Below are 26443 nucleotides of genomic sequence, written 5' to 3'. Positions count from 1 at the left end.
TCTTCCTAATAGAAAAACAAAAGCTCGAGTCAAACTCGAGCTTTTTTCGTTTTTATTTGAATCAACGCGTTCTACAAGCGATTACTCACTAACTTCAACTTCATAGGAAGTGAATTTTCTTACATTAATAACGCCGGTATCAAAGATGAGGTATTGACCTTTAATGCCTTGCAAAGTGCCAGTAACAACCGGGTTTTTATCGAAGTTATGCGAAGTGATCTTCGTTGGGTGCTGTTGTACCGGGTAGCTAAGGTCGGTAATGCTTTCGTTCAGTACTTCAATGGCATCTTCGCCGAATTGCTGTTTTATCTCGGCAATTTTCTCTTCGACTAAAGGCAATAGCTCAGCAAAACGGTCCTGCAATGCCATAGGTTCACCGTCACCCTTAAGCAGTGTGCGCCAATTGGTCTTGTCTGCGATATGTTTCGCCAGTTCAACTTCAATTAAACCGGAGATATGGCGAGTTTTTACTTTAAAAATTGGCAAGCCCTGAGTCGCGCCTTGGTCAATCCAACGAGTCGGGATTTGAGTATGACGAGTGATACCAACTTTTAAGCTGGATGTGTTGGACAGGTAGACAAAGTGATCCACCATGCAATTCTCTTCACCCCATTGTGGTTCGCGACAAGTCCCTTGATCGTAGTGGCAGGTCTCTGGCTTCATGATACACATGTCGCAGCTTGCTAGCTTTTTCATGCATACAAAACAGTGGCCTTGCGAATAACTCTTTTTCGTTTTCTTTCCACATGAGCAACAAAAAATATTGCCAGTGTGAGTCAGTGTGAGCGTTTTACCCAGAAACGGAGTTAAGTCGATCTCTTCCTCACCGACAGGAAGACGGTAGTTGACGGCACCGTCCAGAGAAGCACGCATTTTGTTTAGCGTGCCAGTTGCAATTAATGACATGACATTACTCATTATTGTGTTTTTGCACAGTATATACTGAAGTGGAGAAGAGATGCAGGGTTGACAGGAGCTTTAAAGTAAATGTCTTGCACTAAATTATTATGCATCGTGTTTTATTTTCTAAAAATTATGGCTGTGAAATGCTTCGCAAATAGAAGTTGAGCTGCACTTTTTAGAAATTTTAAAACGTGATAACGGTTCAAAATCCGTTACTATGTGTCGAAACTAAGAATTGAATGAGAAAGTGATTTTATTTCTTGATAAATCACCTTGATTTCATTTTTTGAAATTATTGAACCTCACGTATTGCATATAATCTCAGCAGGTCACTTGCCCATGAAGTGGATCCATAACTTTATCTTTGCTCTTTCTATTTGCACTATCAGTTTGGTTGCCCTTTATAGTGTGCTTGGCGATACGCGAAAGCTGACCATTACACCTGAGCATTTCAATATCTATGCAACTAAAGATGCCAGTGAAGGAGGTGTGAGTGAGGCTGATATCACATACGATCGGCAAAGCCTAGTTCTTAGCTGTGAACTAAAGCAGAGCTCGTATGCTTGGCCTTACTGCGGAATCTCGGTTTATACCGATTCAGCAACGCCAACACAGGGTATTGACCTTTCCAACTACCATACGATTCGATTGAAGGTGCGATATGAAGAGGCAGGAATAGCGGCTAACCCTAGCCACGACCTACGTTTGTATCTTCGCAATTATAATTCTGAGTATTCCAAGCCGGACGACGAGTACACCATTAAATATAATGGCATGCAGTTTTCTCCGTCGGGTTCGAGCGATATTGTCGAAATTCCGATTAAAAATCTTCAGGTGATGACCTGGTGGTTAGCAGATAACGGAGTCGCGATTGAGCACTCTGCACCTGAATTTTCAAACATCACACGTATTGATATTGCAACTGGGTCTGGTGCGGCACTTGGTAAACATAGAATTGTGATTGATAAAATTGAGTTTGAAGGCGCTTACCTTGCGCAAGAAACATTGTTGTATGCATTATTACTCTCTTGGATGGCGCTTGGACTGGCTTTTTCACTGCATGAGTTACGAAAAAATAGAGTGGCTTATGAAAAAGCGCAAAAGCGTCACCGTCATTTGGAAAAGGTGAATGATACTTTGCGAGCTCAAAACTATGAGTTTGCAGAGCTAGCGCATCGAGATGCTTTGACGGGCGCGATGAACCGATATGCTGTGCAACACTGGCTGGAACAACAATCTCGTCAGGTTCGCTGGGGGCATAACACCTTCAGTATTCTCTATTTGGACTTGGATAAGTTTAAAAAGGTGAACGACAAATTTGGGCACCAAATGGGGGATGACATATTGCGCGAATTTGTCATGGTGGTAGCGACTTCTATTTACTCAGACGATCGACTCGTTCGTTGGGGCGGCGAAGAGTTTGTCGTATTTTGCCCTGATACCAATATTGAACAAGCGCTAGAGAAGGCAGAAATGATTCGCAAAAATGTGGAGGATCATTTGTGGGTGCACGGTGAATCATTAACTTGCAGTATTGGCGTTGCCCAAATGCAGAATGAACGCGTCTCAGAAACCATGGCGAGAGCTGACGAAGTGTTGTATCAGGCGAAGCGCAATGGTCGCAACCGAGTGGAAGCTCATTATGGTTTACTTGCTTGCGAAAAGAAGCAAGCCTGATAGTCGTTCACTAAAAGGAAAGAAAAAAGGTGGCCAACTGGCCACCAAGAGGGAAACTGCTGAACACCACTTAGGGGGGGAAGTTTGGGTTATCGATACGATTACCGTGAGCAGCAGTGTAGTGCTAATCGAACTTGCTATTTTTACCAGAACAACCAAGCGAAAAGCGTTAGTGCAGCAATACAGGCAATGTTTAATACGAAACCAATTCGCATCATTTCTTTTTGCTTGATATGACCCGTACCGAACACAATCGCGTTTGGAGGTGTTGCAACTGGTAACATAAATGCACAAGATGCAGCGACGGCAATCAGTGCAGAGAGAATAACCGGAGACATGCCTAAGGCTTCTGCAATGGTCGCAAATACAGGGACAAGTAGCGCAGCACTGGCGGTGTTACTCGCAAACTCAGTCAAGAAGACAACAAAAGCAACCACTGCAAGAATCGTTAAGAGAATACCGGCTTGCTCAAGGAAGCCTGACAAGCTATGAGCCAAAAATACGCTTGTTCCGGTTGTTTTTAGGACGTTACTCAGACAGATACCACCACCAAATAGGATTAACACACCCCAGTCGGTTGTTTTCTCAATATCTTTCCACTCGACGGCGCGAGAAGCACCAAGTAGAAGGATGGCGCCAATAGCTACAAGAGTATCGAACTTCGCGAAGCCACCCAGCATAGCGTTAATAGGCTTACTGAATATCCACAACGTCACGGTCAGTAAGAAAATCGCCAACGTAATCATTTTGCCGTTTGTCCATTCGACTGGTTGATGGTCAAGGTCAAACTTGTGGCTAAGGTCAGGCTTAGTCATCGTGTACAATACGAGGATAGCGATTGGCATTAATACTAGGGAAATAGGTACACCAAACTTCATCCATTCAGTGAAGCTTAGGCCAACTTCAGCGGCTGCAATTGCGTTTGGTGGGCTACCAACCAGTGTTGCAATACCACCAATTGAAGCACTGTAAGCGATACCGAGTAGAACAAACAAAAAGGTGTTGTGGTTTTTCTTGGCGTCTAGCTTTGTCATCACACCCAGCACAAGCGGTAACATCATCGCGGCGGTGGCGGTGTTTGAAATCCACATTGACAGGCCAGCACTCACACCAAATAGCATGAATACAGCGACAGACATTTTGCCTCTCGCCAGCAATAGTACTTTATCTGCAATAGCTTGATCTAACTTTTGTTTATGCAGAGCCGCAGCTAGTGCAAAACCACCCAAAAATAGAAAAATGATGGAGTTGGAAAAGTTATTCAGTGCGGCTTGAGTGTTGAACACACCCAAAAATACCGCAAGTAGTGGTATGAGCAGCGCGGTAATGCTGACGTGAATCGCTTCGGTTAGCCACAAAATAGCAACAAAAACTAAGATGCTCAGGCCGGTTACTACTTGTGGTTCAAAGGGTAAGGTATTAAACAAGATAATGAACAATAGGATATTCGCGTTCAAAATCATGCTGTTGCGAGTGAAGAACCAATTCTTCAATGTCACAGCGAGTGCGGTCATGGGTAGTGCTCCTTTTGCATTGCCTTTTGTCGGTTTTTTTATGGCAAAGTAACTGACTTGTAGTTATTTATTGATGAAATGTTACTTTGAATGCGAAAAAGAGTTTTGCCTGAATCGTAGAGCAAATTAGAAAGTGTGATGTTGAGAATTGGAAATGGGTAGAAAACTACCCATTTGTTTTATAGAAATGTTACTAGGCTTGTGAGCCACGTTATTCCTCTATTCGACGGGGACTTGAAGAGGCTCGTTAGCTGCTTTATTTGGCTCTTTTACTGCAACGATAGGTTCTTGAGGGCCAAGAAACTTAGGCTGCGTATTGATAATGTACAGGTCTAAAAACGCTTTCACACGGGCTAGCAGTTCTCGAACACGCATCGATGTTTTTTGCTTGTTGGCCGTCGGCCCTGCTACCGCGAGACACTGCGCATCAATGCTGTAAGCATCAGCGATGAACAGTGCGCGTTCACAGTGAAAGCGCTGAGTCACAATCAGAAATCGCTCCGAAGCAAAAATTTTTTTCGCTCGTACAATCGAATCTAAGGTACGAAAGCCAGCATAATCAAGGTGAATCACTTCTTCAGGCACGCCTGCTTTAAGTAAGTCGCGTTTCATTGTCCACGGTTCGTTGTATGAACGGTGGGCGTTATCACCACTCAATAAAAACTGTTTTACTTTGCCTTGGTTGTAAAGCTCAATCGCCGCATTAATGCGATGAGTGTAGTAAGTGTTGAGGATCTTTCCGATGTATTTACTGGTACCAAGAACTACGGCAACCTCATGTTGAGGGATTTGCTCGTATTCAGTGAAAATGCTCTGTTTGGCTTGTAAAACCACCCATCGGTCGATGGCAATAACAGAAACAAGCAGACTAAGTGCAGAGATCGACAAAATCAAAGCAAATCGCTTCCAGGAAAATTTCAGCTTCCACTTTGATCTTATGCGAGAAAACAACAAAACGTTTTATATCCTTAACTAAAAATGTAGTTCTCATCATATCTGATAGAAACAAAAAGAGAGAAGCCCATTTATGCCAAAATCTGGTTAGGATGATAAAAAAATAAAAGCCCCTACATGGTAGGGGCTAATTATTAAACGAATTGTCTCAAGCTTAGAACGCAGTGCGTTTGTAGCGGCGGTAAACAGGTTGCCAGAACGACTGTTCAATCGCCACGTTCAATGCTTCATCAGTAATTTCTAATGCGACACCTTGTTCAATTGCCTTTTTACCAACGGCAAATGCGATTTTTTTCGATACTAAGTGGATCTCTTCCAGTGGTGGAAGTAGTGCCCCACGACCGTTGATTGCTAGAGGAGAACATGTTGCGAGCGCGCGGCTTGATTCCATTAGCATCTCGTCAGTGACACGTTTTGCATTGACAGCAAGTACACCAAGGCCAATGCCTGGGAAGATGTAGCTGTTGTTACATTGTGCAATAGGGTAAGTGCGACCTTCATGAACCACTGGCTCAAATGGGCTACCTGTTGCAACCAGTGCTTCACCATTTGTCCAACGAATGATGTCGTTCGGTGTCGCTTCCACGCGGCTTGTTGGGTTCGACAGTGGGAAGACAATCGGACGCTTACAGTGTTTATGCATTTCTTCGATGACTTCTTGGCTAAATAGGCCAGGCGCACCAGAAACACCAATTAATACCGTTGGCTTGGCGTTACGCATAACATCGAGTAGTGAGAAGCCATTTCCTTCATTTTCCCACTCTCTCGTATTGGTATGCTTTTGCACCAAGCGTTGTTGGAAATCAAGAAGGTTAGGCATGCCTTCTTGTAACAGACCCCAACGGTCAACCATGTAAACTTGTGAGCGAGCTTGCTCGTCAGAAATTCCTTCCGATACCATTTGTGCGATGATCGCTTCTGCGATACCACAACCAGCAGACCCTGCGCCTAGGAAGGTAATACGTTGTTTAGAAAGCTGAGTTCCTGCTGCTTTACAAGCTGCAAGTAGAGAGCCAACAGTAACAGCAGCAGTACCCTGAATATCATCATTGAAGCAACACACGCGGTCTTTGTAACGCTCAAGAAGAGGCATCGCATTTTTCTGAGCAAAGTCTTCGAACTGGATCAAAGCATCAGGCCAACGGCGCTGTACCGCTTGGATAAACTCTTCTACAAATGCATCGTATTCTGCACCCGTAATACGAGGATGACGCCAACCCATGTACATCGGATCAGCTAAGCGTTGCGGGTTATTGGTACCCACATCAAGCACGATTGGTAGCGTGTAAGCAGGGCTGATACCACCACACGCGGTATATAGTGACAGTTTACCGATAGGAATACCCATGCCGCCGATACCTTGGTCACCCAAGCCAAGGATACGTTCGCCATCTGTCACAACAATCACTTTAACGTTGTGGTTTGCTGCGTTGTTCAGCAAGTCGTCAATACGGTCACGGTTTGGGTATGAAATGAACAGACCACGACCACGACGGTAAATGTTAGAGAAGTTTTCACATGCTGCGCCAACAGTCGGCGTGTAGATGATAGGCATCATCTCAGAAATGTGATTTTGCACTAGGCGGTAATACAATGTTTCGTTGGTGTCTTGGATATTACGCAGATAAATGTGTTTATCCATATCGCTTTCGAAACTTTTGTATTGCTGGTAGGCACGTTCCACCTGCTCTTGGATAGTTTCGGTCGACTCTGGAAGCAGACCTTCTAAGTTGAATGAACTACGTTCTTCAGCAGAGAATGCACTGCCTTTGTTCAAAAGAGGGGTTGCTAAAAGAGCCGGACCCGCATATGGAATATATAGTGGGCGTTTATCGTTGTTCATTGGGTGCCTTATGTAGGGTTGAAGGATGCGCACCAAATTTTAACGGGTTCACTATTTAGTTGTAAACATGCGTTGATGCACATCAATGTAATGTCGCAAAAAAATTCAGATACCGACGAAAATATCGGCAATATTGGTTGTTTAGAGATACCTAAAGCAGGATTTTTTTACTTGGGTATAATGTTTTGCATCATCAAATCAAATCCAATTTCTATGTTTCAACTACCTATCGACAGCCTGCAAGCTGAGTTTGACCATCATGTAAGCCTTAACCATCTTGTGGTGGAAGCCGAAACCGGGTCGGGTAAATCTACCCGCTTGCCCATGTGGGCGGCAAAACACGGACGCGTTCTGGTTATTGAACCACGTCGAATTGCTTGTACCTCGCTGGCTGAATTTCTTGCGGAGCAATCTGGAGAGCCAATAGGTCGCAAAGTCGGTTACGCGATCAAGCTTCATGCCTACTTTGATGAAAAAACCGAAGTTGTATTTGTGACTCCGGGGGTTGCACTGCGTTGGTTTTCGGAAAACAAGCTAGCAGACTTTGATGTCGTGATAGTGGACGAATTTCACGAGCGACGCTGGGATATTGATCTATTAACCGCCATTTTGAAGCAAGAAAATCAACATCGATTGATCGTCACTTCTGCTACCTTAGAAGGCGAAAAGCTTGCTCGTTACCTGAATGCTAAGCGTCTGCGTTCGGAGGGACGTTGCTTTCCAGTCACGGTGACACATCGTTCCACAGACAGCCGCTATTTACCGAACAAGAAGGGATGTGAACAGGAGGTTGTCGGATCGGTAAAAGAAGCACTGGAAGATGAAGATGGCGATATTCTTGTTTTTCTCCCAGGACGTAAAGAGATCGCCCAATGCGCGCAGATGCTACAAAGCAGCAGTGTTGTCATGGTGGTTAAACTTCATGCCTCGGTCAGTGATGAAGAACGACATCGTGCGCTGACGGTACAAAAGCAACGGAAAGTCGTATTGGCAACCAACGTCGCGGAAACCTCTCTGACCATTCCTAATATCCGTGTGGTAATCGATACTGGTTTAGAGCGCAGAACTGTACAACGAAATGGACGTACAGCACTGACATTAACCAACATTTCTAAGGCCAGTGCCGCGCAGCGAATGGGGCGAGCAGGTCGCGTTACCGAAGGGGCTTGTATTCGTCTATATGGTGAGCACGCGCCTTTAGAGTTGGTGACACCTCCAGAATTACACAGAGAAGAGCTCGTCGAACCCATGCTGGCAGCGGCTTGTTGTGGGTACCGTCTCTCAACACTCGATTTTCTCGACTCAATTCCCCCAAAGTCGCTAGAGGCATCTCATTCGACGTTGTTATCCATGGAAGCGATTGATGAGGATGGCAATGTCACGCAGCACGGGAGAAAAGTATATCCACTACCTATTGATGCACTGTTTGCCGATCTCGTTACCAGAATTCAAGCGAAGCCAGAGAAGGAAGCAATGATTGATTTGGCTGCCGCCTTATCTGTGCCTGCGCAGCTCTATCAGCGACAAAGTGGTGAAGTTGCTGAGCTTCTATCTCAAGAGGAGCCATACGGATGTGATGCCTCTTTACTGATCCGTTTGGTTCGAGGGGAGCAACTCTCAGGCATTATCATTGACGCTAGCGCGCTCGAAGAGGCACAAGGTTTAGCGAAACAAATGCGAGAAGTGTTTGAATTGCCGGAGCTTGACGTTGCCTCTCGATATAAACGTGAAGCGCTCTTTTTCTCCATCGCCTCATTGCACCCTGAGCTTGTGTTTGTCCGACGAGCTCGTCGAAGGGATGCTCTAGGAAATGGCGTAGTCGAGATGCTGGTTGGGCGTAACAGCCGCTTTCCTGATAAAGAAGAAGCGGCCATCGTGCTAGATAGCCATAGCGTGCCAGGACGAGGTGTTAAGCAAACACTAAACCTCGCATCGGTTATGATGCCTATCCCGCTGACGTTATTACGCGAACTTGAGCTAGGGGAGTGGCAACAAGGTGAGACGAATTATGAAGAAGAGACGCCAAGGGCAACAATGCATTTGGTCTACGCCGGGCGAACAGTCTGTTCTGAACACCAAGCGTTACAAGGTGATGTTGCTGTTCAGTCTATTGTCGAAATGATAGAAGACGAGACACTGTTACCAGGTTTTGCTTCTCAAAGAAAACAACAAATCCAACACTGGAAACTCTACAACGCATTGGGCCTTAATGTCGAAGGAGAAGAGGTTAACGACTTGGCCTCCTTGACATTTTCTAGCTGGTTAAAGGATCAGTTGGAAACATTAGGCGTTGAAAATGTCGATGATATGGCGTTATTTGAACCGGAAGATTTAACATTTAACGGTGTTCCAGAATGGGAATACGACGATTTCACGGAGCAGTACCCTTTAGAACTTTCGCTGCCAGAACTCCAACTGGATGTTGAGTATTACGCGTCTCGCAAGCTGGTACAGGTCGTTTATCGAGAGGGAAACCGTAAGGGGGACCCGAAGCGTTGGGAGCTGCCACGTTGGGCTGGTTGGAAGATACAGTATAAAAAGGCCAGTCGAGTGATTGATGTAAAGTAGGTCGGCGGATGACGTTGTGACAAGAATTGATATTTTCTTGGTGAATCTATAATGATTTCATATTGATAGCGTTACTTGCGTGTTGTTTTTAGTTTCTTAATTGAAATATTAATCAATTGAATGCTTATATATGGCGAAGCTGTACATCAGTTGTTACAAAGCTGGTTTTAATATTTCCTTTTGTATGTAAATTAGGGCATAAAAGACGAATGTTTTATATCCCATTGCTATATCAAAACAGTTGAACGATATTTGGTATATCTCATTTTCGAGTGTCGGGGGCATAGAATGGATCAACAAGGAAAGACGTGCATTGAATTCGACTACACTAGCTTTTTAGGAGCGACAGGTAGTAAAAAATGGACCTTTTTAGAGGCATTTGCCACCATAGCGCCTATTTTCGGTTTGATGTGGAAACAGAACATTGCGGAATTGAGCAAGCCTGAAGATCGGTTGTGGGATGCCGCATTAAAATCGATGTCTTCTCGTAAAAGTGATGAATCCAATTTGGTCCGCTTAACTCAGCTAGCTAAACATGAAGGGATCAATGAATTGCGAGTCGTTATGCCATATTCGCTCGATGTTCAGCAAATCGAGTATATAGAATCTCGCAGTCAGTTGAAGGTGGATACGTCAGAACAAGATGTCCTTAACATCAAGTTTTAGGCTGAGCATTTCCACTTCATCGATGTACCACTTAACAATAGTGCAATGAAAAGCGACCTCAAAGTAGGTCGCTTTTTTATTTTGAGGTTTTTGTCACAGGTCTTGGAAGTGTGATGAATATAGAGTATTTGCACTTAAATTAACAAAAATGTAACGTTTGGAAATGCAATTGTCATAACTAGCTTCTAACTTTGTGTTTTTAGGACAAATTACCGACTAAGTGGTTGGTCTGTAAGTTCGAATTAACGTCCCTTATTGGCACACAAGGATGATTGAGTCACCACGTCATTTGGGCATAAAAACAAACACAATAAGAAAGGAAGTCAATATGTCTTTGTCTCGTCGAGACTTTATGAAAGCTGCCTCTTCAACGGCGATTGTTACCGGGCTGGTGGGCTGTGGTAGCGATGCTAGTGAATCTGTTGCGGTTACCTTTGAGCACGGAGTGGCGAGTGGAGATCCTACTCAAACACAAGTAATCATTTGGACTCGTGTTACAACCTCAGCGAGCTACGCAGATGTAAGCTGGCAAGTTTCATCTAACGAAAATTTTACTGATATCGTGCAAAGTGGCACTTTTGCCACAGACACGAGCCGAGATTTCACGGTAAAAGTCGATGTTCAAAACCTCAACGCAAATTCTCGCTACTACTATCGATTCATGGTTGGAGATGTCACTAGCGAAGTCGGGCAAACTCAAACATTACCAGAGGGTGGTGTAGAAAAGGCATCCATGGCCGTTGTTTCTTGCGCAAACTATCCTGCTGGTTATTTCCATGTGTATCGAGAGATCTTAAATCAACATGAGCAAGAACCGTTTGATGTGGTACTTCATCTCGGTGATTACATTTATGAGTATGGGGCTGGTGGCTACGCTAGTGAAGATGCTGAGGCACTAGGGCGAGAGCCAAGCAAAGGCACTGAATGCATTACCTTAGATGATTACCGAAAACGGTATGCGCAATATCGCCAAGATGCTGATCTGCAAGCGTTACATGCGAGCCTACCAATGATTGCAGTCTGGGATGACCATGAGCTTGCAAATGATAGTTGGAAAAATGGTGCGGAAAACCATCAAGAAGAGGAAGGCCGCTTTAATGATCGTCGTGCAGCTGCGGCTGCCGCGTGGACAGAATGGTTGCCCGTTCGTGAAAACACTTTCTCAAACATGCTGATTTACCGTCAGTTTTCGTTTGGAAGTTTAGTCAATTTGATGATGCTCGACACGCGACTTGTGGGGCGTGATAAACCGTTGGATTATTTCTCGCTCAGCTCACCAACGATGGAAGCTATTGGCGGTTTAGTTGCCCAGTCGCGCAGTCAAGACCGAGAGCTGTTAGGCGGTGACCAACTCGCTTGGCTGATGGATGCGTTCAGTACGCACGACGCAACTTGGAATGTGCTAGGGCAACAAGTGTTAATGTCTCGTATGGAGTTGCCAAGTTCGGTTATGACCGCGATGTTTCAATTGTTTACTGCCACTGAAGAACAAAAAACAGAGGCGTTATTAGCGGTAAACTCTGCGATTACGGGTTATCTCTCTGACCCAAGTTTAGATACCATTGCTTTGCCATATAACCTAGATGCATGGGATGGTTACTACGTTGAGCGAGAGAAAGTTTATCAACTGGCCAAAGCCAGCAGTGGTAACTTTGTCTGCTTGGCAGGAGATACGCACAACGCATGGGCAAGTGAGCTTAAAGACATATCTAAGCATCCTATCGGGGTAGAGTTTGCGACTAGCTCTGTGAGTTCCCCTGGGTTAGAGGCCTACCTCGCGTTAGACCCTGTTGCGATCGCTCAAATGGAATACACGCTGCCGCACTTAGTGTCAGAATTACAGTGGGCAGACATCAAACAGCGTGGCTTTATGCGCGTTACTTTTACGCCCGACAAGGCAGAGTCGACCTGGTATTTCGTATCAACGATTAAAGACAAAACATATCAGGTGACGACCAAGTCAGCCTCTACAACAGATGGCACTACGTTAAATATCGGCTAAACTGAGCCTAATACGAAAAAAGTCCGCAAGCTAGTGCGGACTTTTTATTGGAAAGCATTTAGCAATCTAGCGACAGTGCTAGTCAATCAATCCGTATTCTTTGCTCAGAACCTCGATGATTTCCGCTTTCGGATTCTCACTCAAATGAATCGGCTTGCCTGTAATCTTCTCGGCAATACCAATGTAGGTGCTCGAAATCGCCATCAAAGATTCGACGGGTAAAGCATTATCACGAGCGAGTGCTTCACGCTCTGGCATACGTTCTTTATTTAGCAAGATATCTGGGTCAGGGAAGTGGTTAAGTAGGAACTGGCGGAAACCTTCTTTTGAGTTCTCTACGATGTGACCTGCTTGGTACTCTTTAGCATCCCATATACGAGATGAGTCTGGTGTACCCACTTCATCCATGTAAATCAGCTTTTCATTGCCAGCAGCATCATGAACATAACCAAATTCGAATTTGGTATCGACAAAGATTTGGTCAATTGCTTCTAATGCTTGGCTGATAACGTTAAAGCCGTCTTTCAGCAGTTTTTCGTAGAGTGCGATATCGTCAGCGCGTGAGAAGTTAAATGCTTCGTAGTTGTCTACGATGTTTTGACGAGTAATATTCACGTCATCCGCTTCTGGCACACCGGGAATGCCTTTTAGAATACCTTTTGTGGATGGGGTCATTAGCAACTCTGGCAGTGCTTTGTCTTTTCCTAACCCTTCAGGAAGTTGGATTCCACAAAACTCCCGCTCGCCATTTGCGTAAGCGCGCCACATCGAACCCGTGATGTATTTGCGGCAGATGGCTTCGATTTTTACCGGTTTGGCTTTTTGTACAATCCAAACAAATGGGTGAGGAATGTCTAGAATATGGCTATCTGCTAAGCCATTTTCTTTGAACAGTTTGAACCAGTGATTAGAAATCGCATTAAGCGCAGCCCCTTTACCCGGAACACCATTAAGACCATCTTCAGCATGCCAAATACAATCGAATGCAGAGATTCGGTCGCTAATCACCATGATAGCCAAAGGCGCATCTGGAGCGACATTGTATCCTTTTTCTTTGATCAGTCGGGCGCTGTCTTCTTCAGTTAACCAGTAAACTGAACGAACTTTTCCACTATGAACGGGTTTATGGGTGCGAATTGGCAGGTCGTCATTGACGGCAAGTACTTGATTAGCAAGGCTCATTGCGACATTCCTATCATCTTAATCAAACGTCAGAAAGAGAAGATATTCAGCAAAATGTGGGCGCTGAATAAATCGAATGTGGGCATCATACCAGAACTATTTTAACTCGCCAGAGAAAAAGCAAACGTTTGCCTGTTTTCTTTAATACAAAAAAATGCCCCCTTAAAAAGGAGGCGAGATGCAGGATGGATAACGTCGATCTTGTTAGTGGTACTTATTAACTCTGCCTTCGACGAAAAAGACTTCACACTGATAACGTTGAGCAATATCGCGAAGCATTGATTGATTCATTAGGGCAATCTTGTTCGATGCGACGACAGCGCTAGCGTTACCAGACTGAATAGCTTTAATCACGATTTCCACTTCAGAAAGCTGTTGAGACGGCTTCATCTGAATGATGTTTTTACAGCAAATATTAGAAGCAGTGAGTTGTTCAAAGTCTGGACGAGGGCAGTCTGCTGTAAACAAAATCCATTGTTTCTGCTGCGATAAAACAGCCAGCTTAGATAGAAGCTGATCCGAAACGGCCATGGGCTTAGTTGCTTGTGCCAATACGTTGTAACGAGAGTATGTATGAGATTGACTTTGTAACTGCATCTTACTGTTCCTTTATACATGCTGTATGTGTATACAGTAGTTTGTTTTGGTGACCTGATCAACCAGTTTCTCAAAAGTTATTTGCGGTTTTTTGAGAAGGAAATAAAAGGATTTGATTCTAAGTAATTGAATTTATGTGGTTGTTTTTCATTTTTGATATGTCTAACATCAATTTAAAAATGTGAGGTGAGTAGAAAACTGGACGAGATACATACAGGGGTTTACTACTGTATATACAGGTGTTGTTTCATGGACAGTGGTTTGTATACAGTAAGAGAGGGCTGATAACCGATGCGACGTGCTATGTAGGATAGGAGGGAATACGAGATAGAAATTGGAAATAGGCTTGGCCGATCAAAAAAGCGCCTTAAAAGGCGCCTTTGAAAATCAGTTCCATTGATTCCGTCTTGCTTAGCTCGCTCGTTGCAAGCGTTCGCGCATTTGCAATTCGCCTTGATTAAATAGGCGCACGTCGATTTTTGCCATGTCGTAACAAGCTTTACATGAGTAATGGTGCTTGCCATCTAAATAATCGTGACGAGTTACAAGACTAGGTTTTTTACACCAATCACAGGTGCCTTCTTCAGTGAACATTGATTTTCTCCCCACCTAGATTAATTTGAGTCGTTAGGTGTTATTTTGCGCCGGGCATTATGGCATAAAAGCGAGACTTAAGTTAAATGTCTGTTAATTTCTTTGAGAGGGAGATCGATTGCGGTGTTTGATTATATGGGAATAAAAGCATGGCAGCCAAAGTATCCTGACCTATTTTTACTGTTTTGTAACATTTTGTGAAACGAGCTTAAAGGCATGATTGAGTCGCTTCATTTCTTCTTCACTGCCCCTTGTGTCAGGATGATAAAGCTTTGATAACTGTCTATAGCGTAGCTTGATTGCCTGTAAATCAGGGATGGTTTGTGGTGTGTAGCCAAACATAGCACACGCGACGCTTAGCTTGTGGTTTTCTGTCTGAGTTTTGGATTTCTTAAATTCTCTGAATACTTTCTCTAACTGACGCTTCAGTTGCTTGTTCGTAAACTCTAGCTCTTTTATTTTTTCCGCCATTCGTTGATTTTGGCTTTCCTCTTTGACTTCACACGCTTTTCTATTCTGCTTAAGTTTCTTGATTACGAGAAAACTTAAGCCGCTGATGATGAGTATCGCCGCTAGCCAAATCAGCCATAGAAACGGCGAGTGTTCTACTTTGGGGGTTGCAACTGTGCTTTTCTCTTCTTGTGTTTGCTCCGCCTTTTTATCGAGCGACTTTATTTGCGAGACTTGTTTAGCTCGCAGTTGGTTGAAGCGCAGCTCTAGCAGTTGATTATAAGCTTGTTCTGCTGCTGGATTATGCTGAGAAGCCATTTGATACAAGGCTTCAGTCAATTGAGCAGTTGTGACCTTATCTGGATTGCGCTGAATAAAATCGGCGAGAAGAAAGCCACGATCGGTTGGGTCATTGAGTGCGATAGAGGTTAGCCAATATAACGCTTGTGTTTCATTTTTTTCGCCATTTATCCCTTTAGCAAAGTCGTTCGCGAGCTGTTTTTGTGCAGGGAGGTAGCCTTGGTTGGCGGATTGCTCTAGCCAGTAGCGCGTTTCTGGTGAGGCTTCAGCTTCGTTTGATGCCAATAATTGTTGTGCGTACTCGTATTGTTCGATGGGGTCATTTGGAGCTTGAGAGGCAAGTGAGTAGCCAGAAAAGCTGAGGCTAAATAAGCAGAGTAGGGCAGACGTTTTGACAGACATTAATATGTCAGGCCTAACGATAATGGTTAGGCCTGCTCCGGTAATTTTTTATTATTACCGTTATGGTGCAACCAAATTACTTCAGTGGCAAGATCTGGATTTCAACACGACGGTTGCACGCACGACCTTCAGAAGTTTGGTTTGAGCAAATTGGGTTACGTTCGCCGTAGCCGCGTGCAATTGCACGACCAGGTGCAACGTTTTGAGATACTAGGAATTGACGTACGGACTCTGCACGGCGCTCTGACAACGTTTGGTTGTATGACTCACTGCCTGTGCTATCCGTGTAACCATCAATAACGAGACTGGTATCTGGGTACTCAACTAGGATGCGAGCAACACCGCGTAGAGTATTATGGATACTAGCATCAAGTTGGTAAGAGCTTGAAGAGAAGCCGATACCGTTTTCCATACGCAGTAAAAGCTGATTTTCACCAACACGCTGAACTTGTACGCCAGAGTTTAGCAACGCGCGACGTAATTCCGCTTCTTGTTGGTCAAAGTAGTAACCAACGCCAGCGCCAGTCGCTCCGCCTGCGGCTGCACCAATGAGTGCATGCTGACGACGTTCTTTAGCATCATCACCCGTTGCTAGGCCGATTGCTGCGCCAGCGATCGCACCAATAAGCGCGCCTTGCGTGGTTGAGTTAGTTTCGTATTCACCCGTTGTTGCATTTTGGCGTTGAGTGGCTTGACAGCCAGTAAGAGCTAGCACTAGAGCTAGTGCAATAGGCATCTTTTTCAAGGGAAAATCTCCGTATAAAACTGAGGCGAAACCATGCCTCATAATGGGATGCGAATTATGAATAAACAAGCATTAATATTTGTTATGAGAAAGTAAGATTGATAAGAGTTTCTGTAAGAAAATTCCTATCAATACTGCCAAAGCTCTCAAAGTAAGCCCTATAGACATCGAAGTCATGGGTGCTTATGTGAATCCTTTACTATTCTGGCTATTTCGATGAATCGCCCAACATTTTGCGTGCTTGTTCGCCGCCCACTCCACGGTTAACTGAAACCTTTCTACCTTTCTTTAAGCCCACTTCGTAGTCTTCAGTTAGGTTTTTCATCGCTTCTTTCAATTGCTTCTTGAACGTTTCGCGGTCAATGTTTTGGAATTCTTTATCAATATAGTCATTAATTTTATTGGCCGACTCTTCATCTGGAGAAATAATTGGCAATTTTTCAATCGCGCCTTCCACCCAGCCAGATACAAATGAGTTCACACGGCGAGTCACTTCCTGAGAAGAGGTGCCGGTGCCAGCAAAGCTGTTTCGGAATTGTCCGGTACTTTCGTTCATCTCGCGATAAACAATATCGAAAGCAAATGCAGCAAAAATAGCGCGATCTGCTTCACCGATAAATTCGACACGTTTGAGCCCTTTGTGATTCAACAATACTGCTTCGACACCGAATTTTGTGTTAATGCCGCGAATCACTCGCAATATGGTAGAACTGATGTTCGCTGGTAGCAAATGAGAAGATTGTGTTTTTCCCATTCTGATGAACTCAATATCGTCTTTATCGAGACCATATTTAAGCATGAGGCGATGTGCCATTTTGATAGCATTGGCAGCCTCATTAACATTAGCGGAATTGCCCAGTTCTAAGCACTTGGCGATTTTTTTCAGAGCTTTTTGTTTATCCATCGACAACCAGTAACGAAAGCAGAAAATTTATGAAGTCAGACATATTACCTTTTTTGACATAAAAACGAAATACAAGGTGGGACTGAAGATAATTTCAGCACATAAAAAGAAGCCTCGCATTAAGCGAGGCTGGCGTTTTAGTTCGTCGTAATCAGTATGAAGTCGTACTTGTGTCTAAGAAGCCATTCTTCATTAAGATTCGTTAGAATTACAACCCGAGCTGGTTGAGCAAGTCATCGGCATCATCGTTTGATCCCGACGATTTAGATTCTTTCTCAGCCAACTGTTTACGTGTTGCCTCTAAAATGTCGTCTGGGTTTTCGTCTTCAGCAACTTCAAACTCTTCCAGTTGGATGAACTCAGTTTTATCCATTGCTAGTTCGAGATAGAAAATATTGTTGTTTTCGGTGGAGAACGTCACTCTGCGAGCTTGAGGGCGGTCAAGGTTGGTATCAACTTGTAAGATAACTTGCTTATTCAGCGCCAGCATTTTTGGTTGGTTTTGTGTGATGTTCGTTTGCAGGTCTTTACGAATTTTATTAGTGAAGTCTCCGACCAGTTGATTCATGAGTTCACCCAGAACATCGCCTACCTCGTCAGAAGTATGAGATATTGCCAGTTCTTCTTCTGGCATGCCCATATTACGCATGTAGTTGGTGTAGATCTCCAGTGCGGCTTTTGCCGTAAAATTAATCACAACTAGCCCGGTAAATCCGCCATCAAACAGAACAAAACAGCCAAAATCTGGTTTGAGGCTAGTCTTGTGGATTTTTTGCACCATTGCTGAATAATTTACTTGAGAAGATGTCGCCGAAGTAAGTACGCCAGAAACAGACTGGCAAAGTTTGAGAAGGATATCTTCAGTGGTCACAATTTTATTTTTTTTCATTCTGAAAACTCATCTAGAAACGCGATTCGTTCCCCAATGTAAGGCATCAAGCGTGAAAAAATAAAGCATAAGTTTAATTATTGTATCGAGATTCTGATTTGCTCGTCTTTTTAAATGTTGTAAAGTGACGAAATTCAAAGAATATTACTTCACTAACTCTTTTGTGGTGTTTTTTTTCGCTTAGCGCCAATTTGTATGAGAAGTGAGCAAATAATTACACAACCCGCAGCTGATCGGATCAGCGTCGTAGGGGCAGGAAGCAAATGTTACCAAGATTACACTCGCAAACTGATGTCGATCCTCTTGTTCTTAGTTTTCTGAAAGAGCTTGAGCACGCCGGATTCACTGGTGATATCGAAAGCCAATATTCAAGCCGACTAGCGGTTGCCACTGACAACAGTGTTTACCAGCAACTTCCTCAGTCTGTCGTTCATCCCAAAACGACAGAAGATGTTTCTCTCCTCGGGAAACTGAGCAATAAAGAAAAGTACGAACGAATTACCTTTTCACCTCGTGGTGGTGGCACAGGGACCAATGGTCAGTCGCTAACCAAAGGTATTGTGGTGGATATGTCTCGCCACATGAACAAAGTGCTTGAGATTAATGAGAAAGAAGGCTGGGTTCGTGTACAAACTGGTGTAGTGAAAGACCAGTTAAATGACGCTGTTCGCCCTTATGGCTACTTCTTCTCTCCAGACTTATCTACCAGTAACCGTGCAACGATTGGCGGCATGGTCAACACCGATGCTTCTGGTCAAGGTTCTCTGAAATACGGAAAAACATCCGATCATGTTTTGTCGCTACAAGCGGTGTTTGCTGATGGCTCAGTTTTAGAATCAGACCTGTCCAACGGCTACCCAAAAGAAGACGAGTTTGCTGCCAAGGCGCTACGTGTAACGGAATCCGTATGTCGTGAAAAACGCCAGCAGATCGTAGATAAGTTTCCTCCTCTTAACCGCTTTTTAACGGGCTACGATTTAAAAAATGCCTTGAATGAAGACGGTGACCGTTTCGATATCACACGAGTACTGTGCGGCGCTGAAGGTTCATTGGCATTTATTACCGAAGCAAAGCTTAACCTGACGCCAATTCCGAAAGCGCGCACTTTGGTTAACGTTAAATACAACAGCTTTGACTCTGCGCTGCGTAATGCACCGTTGATGGTCGAAGCGAAAGCGCTATCTGTAGAAACCGTTGACTCGAAAGTGCTTAATCTCGCGAAGCAAGATATCGTTTGGCACACCGTGGGCGATTTACTTACCGATGTTCCAAATAAAGAGATGCTTGGCATCAATATGGTGGAATACGCAGGTCAGGACGAAGAGGAAGTTGCTGCTCAGGTTGCAGCATTGACCGCCAAGCTCGATACCATGTTGGAAACAGAAGAAGCGGGCATTATCGGCTACCAAGTTTGTAACGATGTAGCTAGCATTGGGCGTATTTACAACATGCGTAAAAAAGCGGTGGGTTTGTTAGGCGCAGCAAAAGGTCGTGCTAAACCGGTCGCATTCGCTGAAGATACCTGTGTGCCACCAGAAAACCTGGCGGACTTCATTGTAGAGTTTCGAGAACTGTTAGACAGCAAGTCTCTGAATTACGGCATGTTTGGTCACGTCGATGCTGGGGTGCTTCACGTACGTCCTGCGTTGGATTTGTGTGACCCGCACCAAGAAGCATTGATGCACGAAGTTTCTGATGAAGTGGTCAAGCTGGTGGCGAAATACGGCGGTTTGATGTGGGGTGAACACGGCAAAGGTTTCCGTTCAGAATATGGCCCTGAGTTTTTCGGCGACGAGTTGTTTACTGAACTGAGACGTGTGAAAGCGGCATTCGATCCACACAACAAAATGAACCCGGGCAAAATCTGTACACCGCTGGATAGTGATGCAGAGCTTGTCAAAGTTACCGATACCAAACGTGGTTACTATGACCGTCAGATTGACGTTCAAGTACGTGACAGCTTTAAACAAGCGATGGAATGTAACGGTAACGGTTTGTGTTTTAACTATGATACCAGCTCGCCAATGTGTCCATCGATGAAAGTAACAGCCGATCGTCGTCATTCACCGAAAGGTCGTGCGGGTTTGGTTCGCGAGTGGTTGCGTCAGCTTACTGAGCAAGGCATTGATATTCTTGACTTAGAAAAGCAAACACTAGAAAACAAAACATCAATCAAAACCATGATTGACCGCGTACGTCATGCTATCAATCGTCGTCACGAGTATGACTTCTCTCACGAAGTGTATGAAGCGATGAATGGTTGTTTGGCGTGTAAAGCGTGTGCGAGTCAGTGTCCGATTAAAGTCGATGTTCCGAGCTTTCGCTCACGCTTTTTAAACATCTATCACTCTCGTTATCAACGTCCTGCAAAAGACTATCTGGTTGCGAACATTGAGACTATGCTGCCGATGATGGCAAAAGCGCCAGGTGTCGTAAATGGTGTTTTGAAGCAGTCGTGGGTGAAAAGTTTAACGGCATCTACGGTCGGGTATGTCGATGCGCCGTTGTTATCAGTACCCACCTTGAAACAACGAGTAGAGTCGCTGACAACGCCTTATGATCTGCAAGCGCTCAGTGGTTTGTCTTCGTCTGAAAAGAGCAAGCATGTTTTAATTGTTCAAGACCCATTCACTAGCTACTACGACGCTGATGTCGTTGAAGACTTCGTTAAGTTATTGAAAAAGCTGGGTATGCATCCGGTACTTCTGCCGTTTAAGCCGAATGGTAAAGCACAACACATTAAAGGTTTTTTACGTCAGTTTAAGGACACAGCAGCCGACACAGCGAAGTTCTTGGCGATGGTAGCGGATTTGGATATCCCATTAGTTGGCGTCGATCCTGCTTTGGTGCTGTGTTATCGAGATGAATACGCTGAAGTGCTTGGCAGTAAGCGAGGTAATTTCGATGTACTAACAGCCCACGAATGGCTTTACCCAAGACTAGAAGCGTTTGAAAGCGGAGAGCATAAGGCGCAGGAACCTTGGTATCTGTTTGCGCACTGTACTGAAAAAACCAAAATGCCAAATGCGGAAAAAGAGTGGGGCGCTATTTTTGCTCACTTTGGTGCAGTTTTGAATACGGTACCTGTTGGTTGTTGTGGTATGGCGGGTACGTTTGGTCATGAGGTTGATAAGTTGTCGATGTCGAAAGACATTTACAATTTAAGCTGGAAGCCAAGCTTAGATAAGTTGGATAGCGAGAGATGTTTGATTACAGGCTATTCTTGCCGCAGCCAAGTGAAACGCTTTGAAGGAACGAAGCCCAAGCATCCCGTTCAGGCATTGTTAACTTTGTTGTAATCGGACTAAATCAAGCCCAGTTTTACTGGGCTTTTTAGAAACCGTACTTAGACCCTTTCAAAGGATATGAATCTTGAGAAAACTTGAACTCAAAGTCCCACCTGTTGCGGTGTTTTTGTTAGTCATACTTTTGATGTACGGACTTAAAGTTTTGACGCCGAGCATGAACATTCGAGTACCCTTTGTTGAATTTGTAGTAGGTGTATTAACTTTGTTGTCTGGTTACATGGGCATTGCTGGTGTGTATGAATTTCGCAAAGTAAAAACCACAGTGAACCCAGTAAAACCTGAAGCGGCATCTTCTGTTGTAATAACTGGTGTGTTTGCCTTTTCACGCAACCCTATGTACACGGCATTATTGCTTCTAATCATAGCAACTGGTTTGTGGTGGCAGCACTTGAGTGTGGTGCTTTGTGGCGTGATATTTGTCAGTTATATGAATCGGTTTCAAATCAAGCCTGAGGAACGCGTTTTAGAGCGATTGTTTGGTGAAGAGTATGTGGATTATAAAAACCATGTTCGTCGTTGGCTCTAAGCATTGCGTTTAGTTTTGTTTGGATGAGACATAAAAAGAAAGCCCAACGGTCGACGTTGGGCTTTCTTTTAGTAAACACGTTTTTTGTGCGCTTCTGATAGGGCAGTCGACTAGGCTGCCTTAACGAACTTTGCTAGGAATGCATCCTTACGTTCATTAAAGCGGCGTACAAGGTCGTCAACCGCTTCTTGGTCATATGGCTTCAAGCCACTTGCAACCATGCGCTTAATACCTTTACCAACGACTTCACCGTCTTCTTTGAACGCAAAGTTTAAGGTGACTACACCTCGTTTTCCTTCTACGTCGAATGTTGCGCCAGTGAAATCAACCTCTGGATGCGTAAGGTCTAAGCGTGAAAATTCGACTTCCATGCTTTCATAAATAACTAATGGACGCTGGCAGTTGATCATCATTTGCTTCTCTTCCATAAGAGGAACCATGATGTGAGGGAAGTTCATACCAGAAAATTGCACGTAATTTGTCACTACATGCTCAATAAATGCCGGATCGTGGTTAGTTTCACCTTCACGGGACATGTGTAAGTATTCTTTACCTGCCTCGTCAACAACAGCGCTTTCTTTGTCACACTTATTTTCAATATGAAGTGCTACACCATCGTTTACCATGCCAGAGAAGTTAAAACGCATCTTTTGGCTAACGCCTTCTTTACTAAGAAGCACAGCGAAAAGTAAATCTCCAGGGACACAAAAGCGTTTGTTGTCTTCATCATGAATTGGGTTGTAGTCACCTGCGACACGTTTTGCAAAGTGGCTTGCTTGTTCGCGAGTGAACTGAAACTGGTGATTAGTGTTTGAAAAATAAGGTGTTAGAAACATAATTTTTACGTAGTAACCAAAACTGTGTGGGATTATATGCGAATATCTGCGTAGCAATGGTCCATCCAGTGAAAACTTCACCGTATCCTAACAATAAGACACTATTTCGGCGGATAAACCGTTAAAAACGCATACTTTAGCAACGCTTTTATTTGTGAAAACAATAAACAACGACCTTTTCGCTCGCCTATCTTTTAAAGTATAGCCATCAAAGTAGACAGGCGTTCATAAATAGTGCCATCAACATGTTTAATCGTATGTAAAAAGGCTCCACGCTGAACGTAGAGCCTTCAAGTCATTATCTGTTTATTCGATGAAATGCCAGTTATGCTTGGTTATTGAACACTTGGTAACAAGCTCTCTGGCATGAGCGTGTTGTGAATAGCCAGCTTAAGCAGAGTATTTGCCTGTTCAATGTCTGGAGCAAAGTAGCGATCTTTATCGTAGAACGATACTTTTTCACGCAACATTTGTTTCGCAATCTCAATACGCTCAGAGGACTTGTTTGGCGCTCTAAAGTCTAGGCCTTGTGCTGCTGAGAGGTATTCGACAGCCAGAATACCGCGAGTGTTTTCGCCCATTTCTTTCAATCTGCGAGCCGCGAATGTTGCCATTGACACGTGATCTTCTTGGTTTGCAGATGTTGGCAAGCTGTCTACTGACGCTGGGTGAGCGAGTGTTTTGTTTTCACTTGCTAACGCAGCAGAGGTAACCTGTGCAATCATGAAACCAGAGTTCACACCACCATTGTCGACTAAGAACGGTGGCAGTTTTGATAGCGCGCTATCGATAAGTAATGCCATACGACGTTCAGACAAGCTGCCGATCTCGGCAATCGCAAGTGCTAGGTTGTCGGCTGCCATTGCAACCGGCTCCGCGTGGAAGTTACCGCCAGAGATGATGTCACCATCTTCAGCAAACACCAACGGATTATCTGATACGGAGTTCGCTTCTACTTGTAATACTTCCGCCGCATTGCGGATTTGCTGTAAACACGCACCCATCACTTGAGGCTGACAGCGCAAAGAATACGGGTCTTGTACTTTTTCACAATTAGTGTGCGAATCACCTATTTCACTCGATGTGTCTAACAAATGACGGTATGCGAGTGCTGCGTCCATTTGGCTGCGATGACCACGTACACGGTGAATGCGCGGATCGAATGGACGTCGGCTGCCGAGAGCGGCTTCAACAGACATTGCACCACAAACGGTTGCTGACGCGAAAAGGTCTTCCGCGATAAACAGGCCTTCCAATGCGAACGCTGTGGATGCCTGAGTCCCATTTAGTAGCGCTAAGCCTTCTTTTGGCGCCAGAGTGATAGGCTCTAGACCTGCGATTTTTAATGCTTCTTGCCCGGAAATGATTTTACCGTTGTGGCGAGCTTGTCCTTCTCCCAGTAATACAGTGCTCATATGGGCTAGAGGAGCTAAGTCACCTGATGCGCCAACAGAGCCCTTTTTAGGTACGCAAGGGTAAACTTGTGCGTTGACTAGGTCGGTCAGCATATTAATGACTTTTAGGCGAATCCCAGAAAAGCCACGAGACAGACTATTGATTTTTAATACCATCATCAGACGAACCGTTTCATCTGACATAAACTCACCGATACCTGCCGCATGAGAAAGAACGATACTGCGTTGCAGTGTTTCTAAATCTTCTGGTGCTATTCGTGTGTTAGCCAATAGCCCAAAACCAGTGTTAATTCCGTAAACCGTTCTATCTTCCGCGATGACTCGGTCTACGACCTGTGTGCTTTCTTCAATGGCCGGAATGGCTTCAGGATCCAAAGTAAGGTTGACTGGTGAACGGCTCACTTGGCGTAGTTCGTTTAAGCTAATATGACCTGGCTTTAGCGTTAAATTTAACATCTCTTTCATCCTTACTTGAGCTTCTTCAGTTCTTCGTTGAGCATTGGCAAATCTAGCCCTTGCTCTGCTGCACATTGTTTAGCGATATCGTATCCCGCATCAGCATGACGCATCACGCCTGTTGCTGGGTCGTTATGCAGCACGCGGGCAATACGTTCTGAGGCATCTTCACTGCCGTCACAGCAGATAACCATACCTGAGTGTTGCGAGAAGCCCATACCTACGCCACCACCGTGGTGTAATGAAACCCAAGTTGCGCCGCCCGCCGTGTTGAGTAGCGCGTTTAATAATGGCCAGTCTGATACGGCGTCAGAACCGTCCATCATACCTTCGGTTTCACGGTTAGGGCTTGCTACAGAGCCAGAATCTAAGTGATCTCGACCAATGACAACGGGCGCTTTAAGTTCGCCATTTTTCACCATTTCGTTGAATGCTTGACCAAGACGCTCACGATCTTTAAGACCAACCCAGCAAATACGCGCAGGTAAACCTTGGAACTGGATGCGTTCGCGAGCCATATCTAGCCAGTTATGTAAGTGCGGATTATCTGGAATTAGCTCTTTTACTTTTTGGTCGGTTTTATAAATGTCCTCAGGATCGCCAGAGAGAGCAGCCCAACGGAAAGGACCGATACCTTCACAGAATAGAGGACGAATGTAGGCTGGAACGAAGCCAGGAAAATCGAATGCGTTTTCTACGCCTTCTTCCAAGGCCATCTGGCGGATGTTGTTACCGTAGTCGAGTGTTGCGGCGCCGCGATTTTGCAGCTCTAACATCGCTTGAACTTGCACAGCCATGGATTTTTTCGCTGCTTTTACGACCATTGCTTCATCTTGCAAACGCATTTCTGCTGCGTGAGACATGCTCCAGCCTTGTGGTAAATAGCCATTGAGCGGGTCGTGTGCAGACGTTTGGTCTGTTACGACATCAGGCGTGATATTACGTTCTACCAGCTCAGAGAAAACGTCTGCTGCATTACCTAGTAGACCAACCGATACTGGTGTGTCTGACTCTTTAATGATAGCTAGCGCTTCATCTAAAGAAGTCGCTTTCTTATCGACATAGCCTGTACGTAGGCGGTAATCGATACGTGATTCATCACACTCTACTGCAATCATGGAGAAGCCCGCCATTGTACCAGCGAGAGGTTGAGCACCACCCATGCCACCAAGACCACCTGTTAGAATCCAACGGCCCTTTGCTTCGCCGCCAAAGTGTTTTTTTGCAACAGATACGAACGTTTCGTATGTGCCTTGTACGATACCTTGCGAGCCAATGTATATCCAGCTGCCAGCGGTCATTTGGCCGTACATCATCAAGCCTTGTTTATCGAGCTCGTTGAAGTGTTCCCAGTTTGCCCAATGCGGAACAAGGTTTGAGTTTGCGATAAGCACGCGTGGAGCATTTTTATGAGTAGGGAAAACACCAACAGGCTTGCCTGATTGAACTAAAAGCGTTTGGTCATCTTCGAGTCTTTCAAGTACTTCAACAATCTTGTCGTAACATTCCCAGTTTCGCGCTGCTCGGCCAATGCCGCCATATACAACCAGTGAATGTGGATGTTCTGCAACATCAGGATCAAGGTTGTTCATCAGCATACGAAGAGGGGCTTCGGTTAGCCAAGATTTTGCGCGCAGTTTATCTCCGTGAGGTGCACGAATTGTTCTGCTTGTATCAAGTCGTGGATCTTGTCCCTGGCGCTGTTTCATTTC

20 protein-coding genes are annotated in these 26443 nt (G+C 44.6%); 6 read left to right on the top strand and 14 right to left on the bottom strand.

Annotation, left to right across the window (positions count from 1 at the left end; all coding sequences use genetic code 11):
- Positions 1–81: 81 nt before the first annotated feature.
- Positions 82–906, bottom strand: coding sequence for a DUF2797 domain-containing protein (locus tag R7O13_RS09800; RefSeq protein ID WP_005377984.1), 825 nt, complete (start codon positions 904–906; stop codon positions 82–84).
- 336 nt (positions 907–1242) lie between these two features.
- Between R7O13_RS09800 and R7O13_RS09795 the strand changes: the two genes are divergently transcribed.
- Positions 1243–2580 carry a GGDEF domain-containing protein gene (locus R7O13_RS09795; protein WP_318303719.1) on the top strand — a complete coding sequence of 446 codons (1338 nt, stop codon included), beginning with the start codon at positions 1243–1245 and terminating at the stop codon, positions 2578–2580.
- A 143-nt stretch (positions 2581–2723) separates the two neighbouring features.
- Here R7O13_RS09795 and R7O13_RS09790 read toward each other — a convergent pair whose 3' ends face one another.
- The 3 genes from R7O13_RS09790 to R7O13_RS09780 all read right to left on the bottom strand — a co-directional run bounded on the left by R7O13_RS09790 (position 2724) and on the right by R7O13_RS09780 (position 6891).
- Positions 2724–4094: an SLC13 family permease gene (locus R7O13_RS09790; protein ID WP_130546003.1), complete on the bottom strand. Its 1371-nt coding sequence runs from the start codon at positions 4092–4094 to the stop codon at positions 2724–2726.
- 219 nt (positions 4095–4313) lie between these two features.
- A complete protein-coding gene (locus R7O13_RS09785) occupies positions 4314–5048 on the bottom strand; it encodes a vancomycin high temperature exclusion protein (protein WP_137281882.1) in 735 nt (244 codons plus the stop codon).
- A gap of 154 nt (positions 5049–5202) precedes the next feature.
- The gene (locus R7O13_RS09780) at positions 5203–6891 is read right to left on the bottom strand and encodes an NAD-dependent malic enzyme (protein ID WP_318303717.1); all 1689 of its coding nucleotides are present in this window, start codon (positions 6889–6891) and stop codon (positions 5203–5205) included.
- Between the two features lie 213 nt (positions 6892–7104).
- On the opposite strand from R7O13_RS09780, the gene R7O13_RS09775 reads away from it, so the two are divergent.
- The 3 genes from R7O13_RS09775 to R7O13_RS09765 all read left to right on the top strand — a co-directional run bounded on the left by R7O13_RS09775 (position 7105) and on the right by R7O13_RS09765 (position 12127).
- The gene (locus R7O13_RS09775; RefSeq protein ID WP_318303861.1) at positions 7105–9459 is read left to right on the top strand and encodes a helicase-related protein; all 2355 of its coding nucleotides are present in this window, start codon (positions 7105–7107) and stop codon (positions 9457–9459) included.
- A gap of 288 nt (positions 9460–9747) precedes the next feature.
- Complete coding sequence (locus tag R7O13_RS09770) at positions 9748–10125, top strand: hypothetical protein (protein ID WP_005377965.1); 378 nt, start codon at positions 9748–9750, stop codon at positions 10123–10125.
- A gap of 328 nt (positions 10126–10453) precedes the next feature.
- Positions 10454–12127 (top strand): alkaline phosphatase D family protein, encoded by a 1674-nt coding sequence (locus R7O13_RS09765; protein ID WP_170890572.1) that lies wholly within the window; start codon positions 10454–10456, stop codon positions 12125–12127.
- Between the two features lie 78 nt (positions 12128–12205).
- Here the strand turns inward: R7O13_RS09765 and R7O13_RS09760 are convergent, their stop codons facing one another.
- From R7O13_RS09760 to R7O13_RS09730, 7 genes are all read right to left on the bottom strand, one after another.
- Positions 12206–13309: a phosphoribosylaminoimidazolesuccinocarboxamide synthase gene (locus tag R7O13_RS09760; RefSeq protein WP_318303715.1), complete on the bottom strand. Its 1104-nt coding sequence runs from the start codon at positions 13307–13309 to the stop codon at positions 12206–12208.
- Between the two features lie 204 nt (positions 13310–13513).
- On the bottom strand, positions 13514–13906 hold the full coding sequence (locus R7O13_RS09755) for a SulA-like leucine-rich domain-containing protein (RefSeq protein ID WP_130546007.1): 393 nt from the start codon (positions 13904–13906) through the stop codon (positions 13514–13516).
- Between the two features lie 411 nt (positions 13907–14317).
- Positions 14318–14500, bottom strand: a complete 183-nt coding sequence (locus R7O13_RS09750) for a hypothetical protein (protein ID WP_005377960.1) — start codon at positions 14498–14500, stop codon at positions 14318–14320.
- Between the two features lie 177 nt (positions 14501–14677).
- The gene (locus R7O13_RS09745; RefSeq protein ID WP_154204668.1) at positions 14678–15652 is read right to left on the bottom strand and encodes a J domain-containing protein; all 975 of its coding nucleotides are present in this window, start codon (positions 15650–15652) and stop codon (positions 14678–14680) included.
- Positions 15653–15728: 76 nt separating this feature from the next.
- Positions 15729–16388, bottom strand: a complete 660-nt coding sequence (locus tag R7O13_RS09740; RefSeq protein WP_005377956.1) for an OmpA family protein — start codon at positions 16386–16388, stop codon at positions 15729–15731.
- Between the two features lie 217 nt (positions 16389–16605).
- Entirely contained in the window at positions 16606–17301 is a 696-nt protein-coding gene (locus R7O13_RS09735) for a DUF2786 domain-containing protein (protein ID WP_005377954.1), read from the bottom strand.
- A 208-nt stretch (positions 17302–17509) separates the two neighbouring features.
- Positions 17510–18190 carry a DUF3334 family protein gene (locus tag R7O13_RS09730; protein WP_005388843.1) on the bottom strand — a complete coding sequence of 227 codons (681 nt, stop codon included), beginning with the start codon at positions 18188–18190 and terminating at the stop codon, positions 17510–17512.
- Between the two features lie 263 nt (positions 18191–18453).
- Between R7O13_RS09730 and R7O13_RS09725 the strand changes: the two genes are divergently transcribed.
- A complete protein-coding gene (locus R7O13_RS09725; RefSeq protein WP_318303713.1) occupies positions 18454–21489 on the top strand; it encodes an FAD-binding and (Fe-S)-binding domain-containing protein in 3036 nt (1011 codons plus the stop codon).
- 73 nt (positions 21490–21562) lie between these two features.
- Complete coding sequence (locus R7O13_RS09720) at positions 21563–22024, top strand: isoprenylcysteine carboxylmethyltransferase family protein (RefSeq protein WP_318303712.1); 462 nt, start codon at positions 21563–21565, stop codon at positions 22022–22024.
- Positions 22025–22134: 110 nt separating this feature from the next.
- On the opposite strand, the gene R7O13_RS09715 is transcribed toward R7O13_RS09720, so the two are convergent.
- The 3 genes from R7O13_RS09715 to hutU all read right to left on the bottom strand — a co-directional run bounded on the left by R7O13_RS09715 (position 22135) and on the right by hutU (position 26440).
- Positions 22135–22860: a DUF3581 domain-containing protein gene (locus R7O13_RS09715; protein WP_017821813.1), complete on the bottom strand. Its 726-nt coding sequence runs from the start codon at positions 22858–22860 to the stop codon at positions 22135–22137.
- 335 nt (positions 22861–23195) lie between these two features.
- Positions 23196–24731 (bottom strand): histidine ammonia-lyase, encoded by a 1536-nt coding sequence (gene hutH / locus R7O13_RS09710; protein ID WP_017821814.1) that lies wholly within the window; start codon positions 24729–24731, stop codon positions 23196–23198.
- Positions 24732–24742: 11 nt separating this feature from the next.
- Positions 24743–26440 carry a urocanate hydratase gene (gene hutU, locus R7O13_RS09705; RefSeq protein WP_318303711.1) on the bottom strand — a complete coding sequence of 566 codons (1698 nt, stop codon included), beginning with the start codon at positions 26438–26440 and terminating at the stop codon, positions 24743–24745.
- Positions 26441–26443: the final 3 nt, after the last annotated feature.

The sequence above is a fragment of the Vibrio sp. Y176 genome, from assembly GCF_033438945.1.
This window is presented reverse-complemented; position numbering and strand designations above follow the sequence as displayed.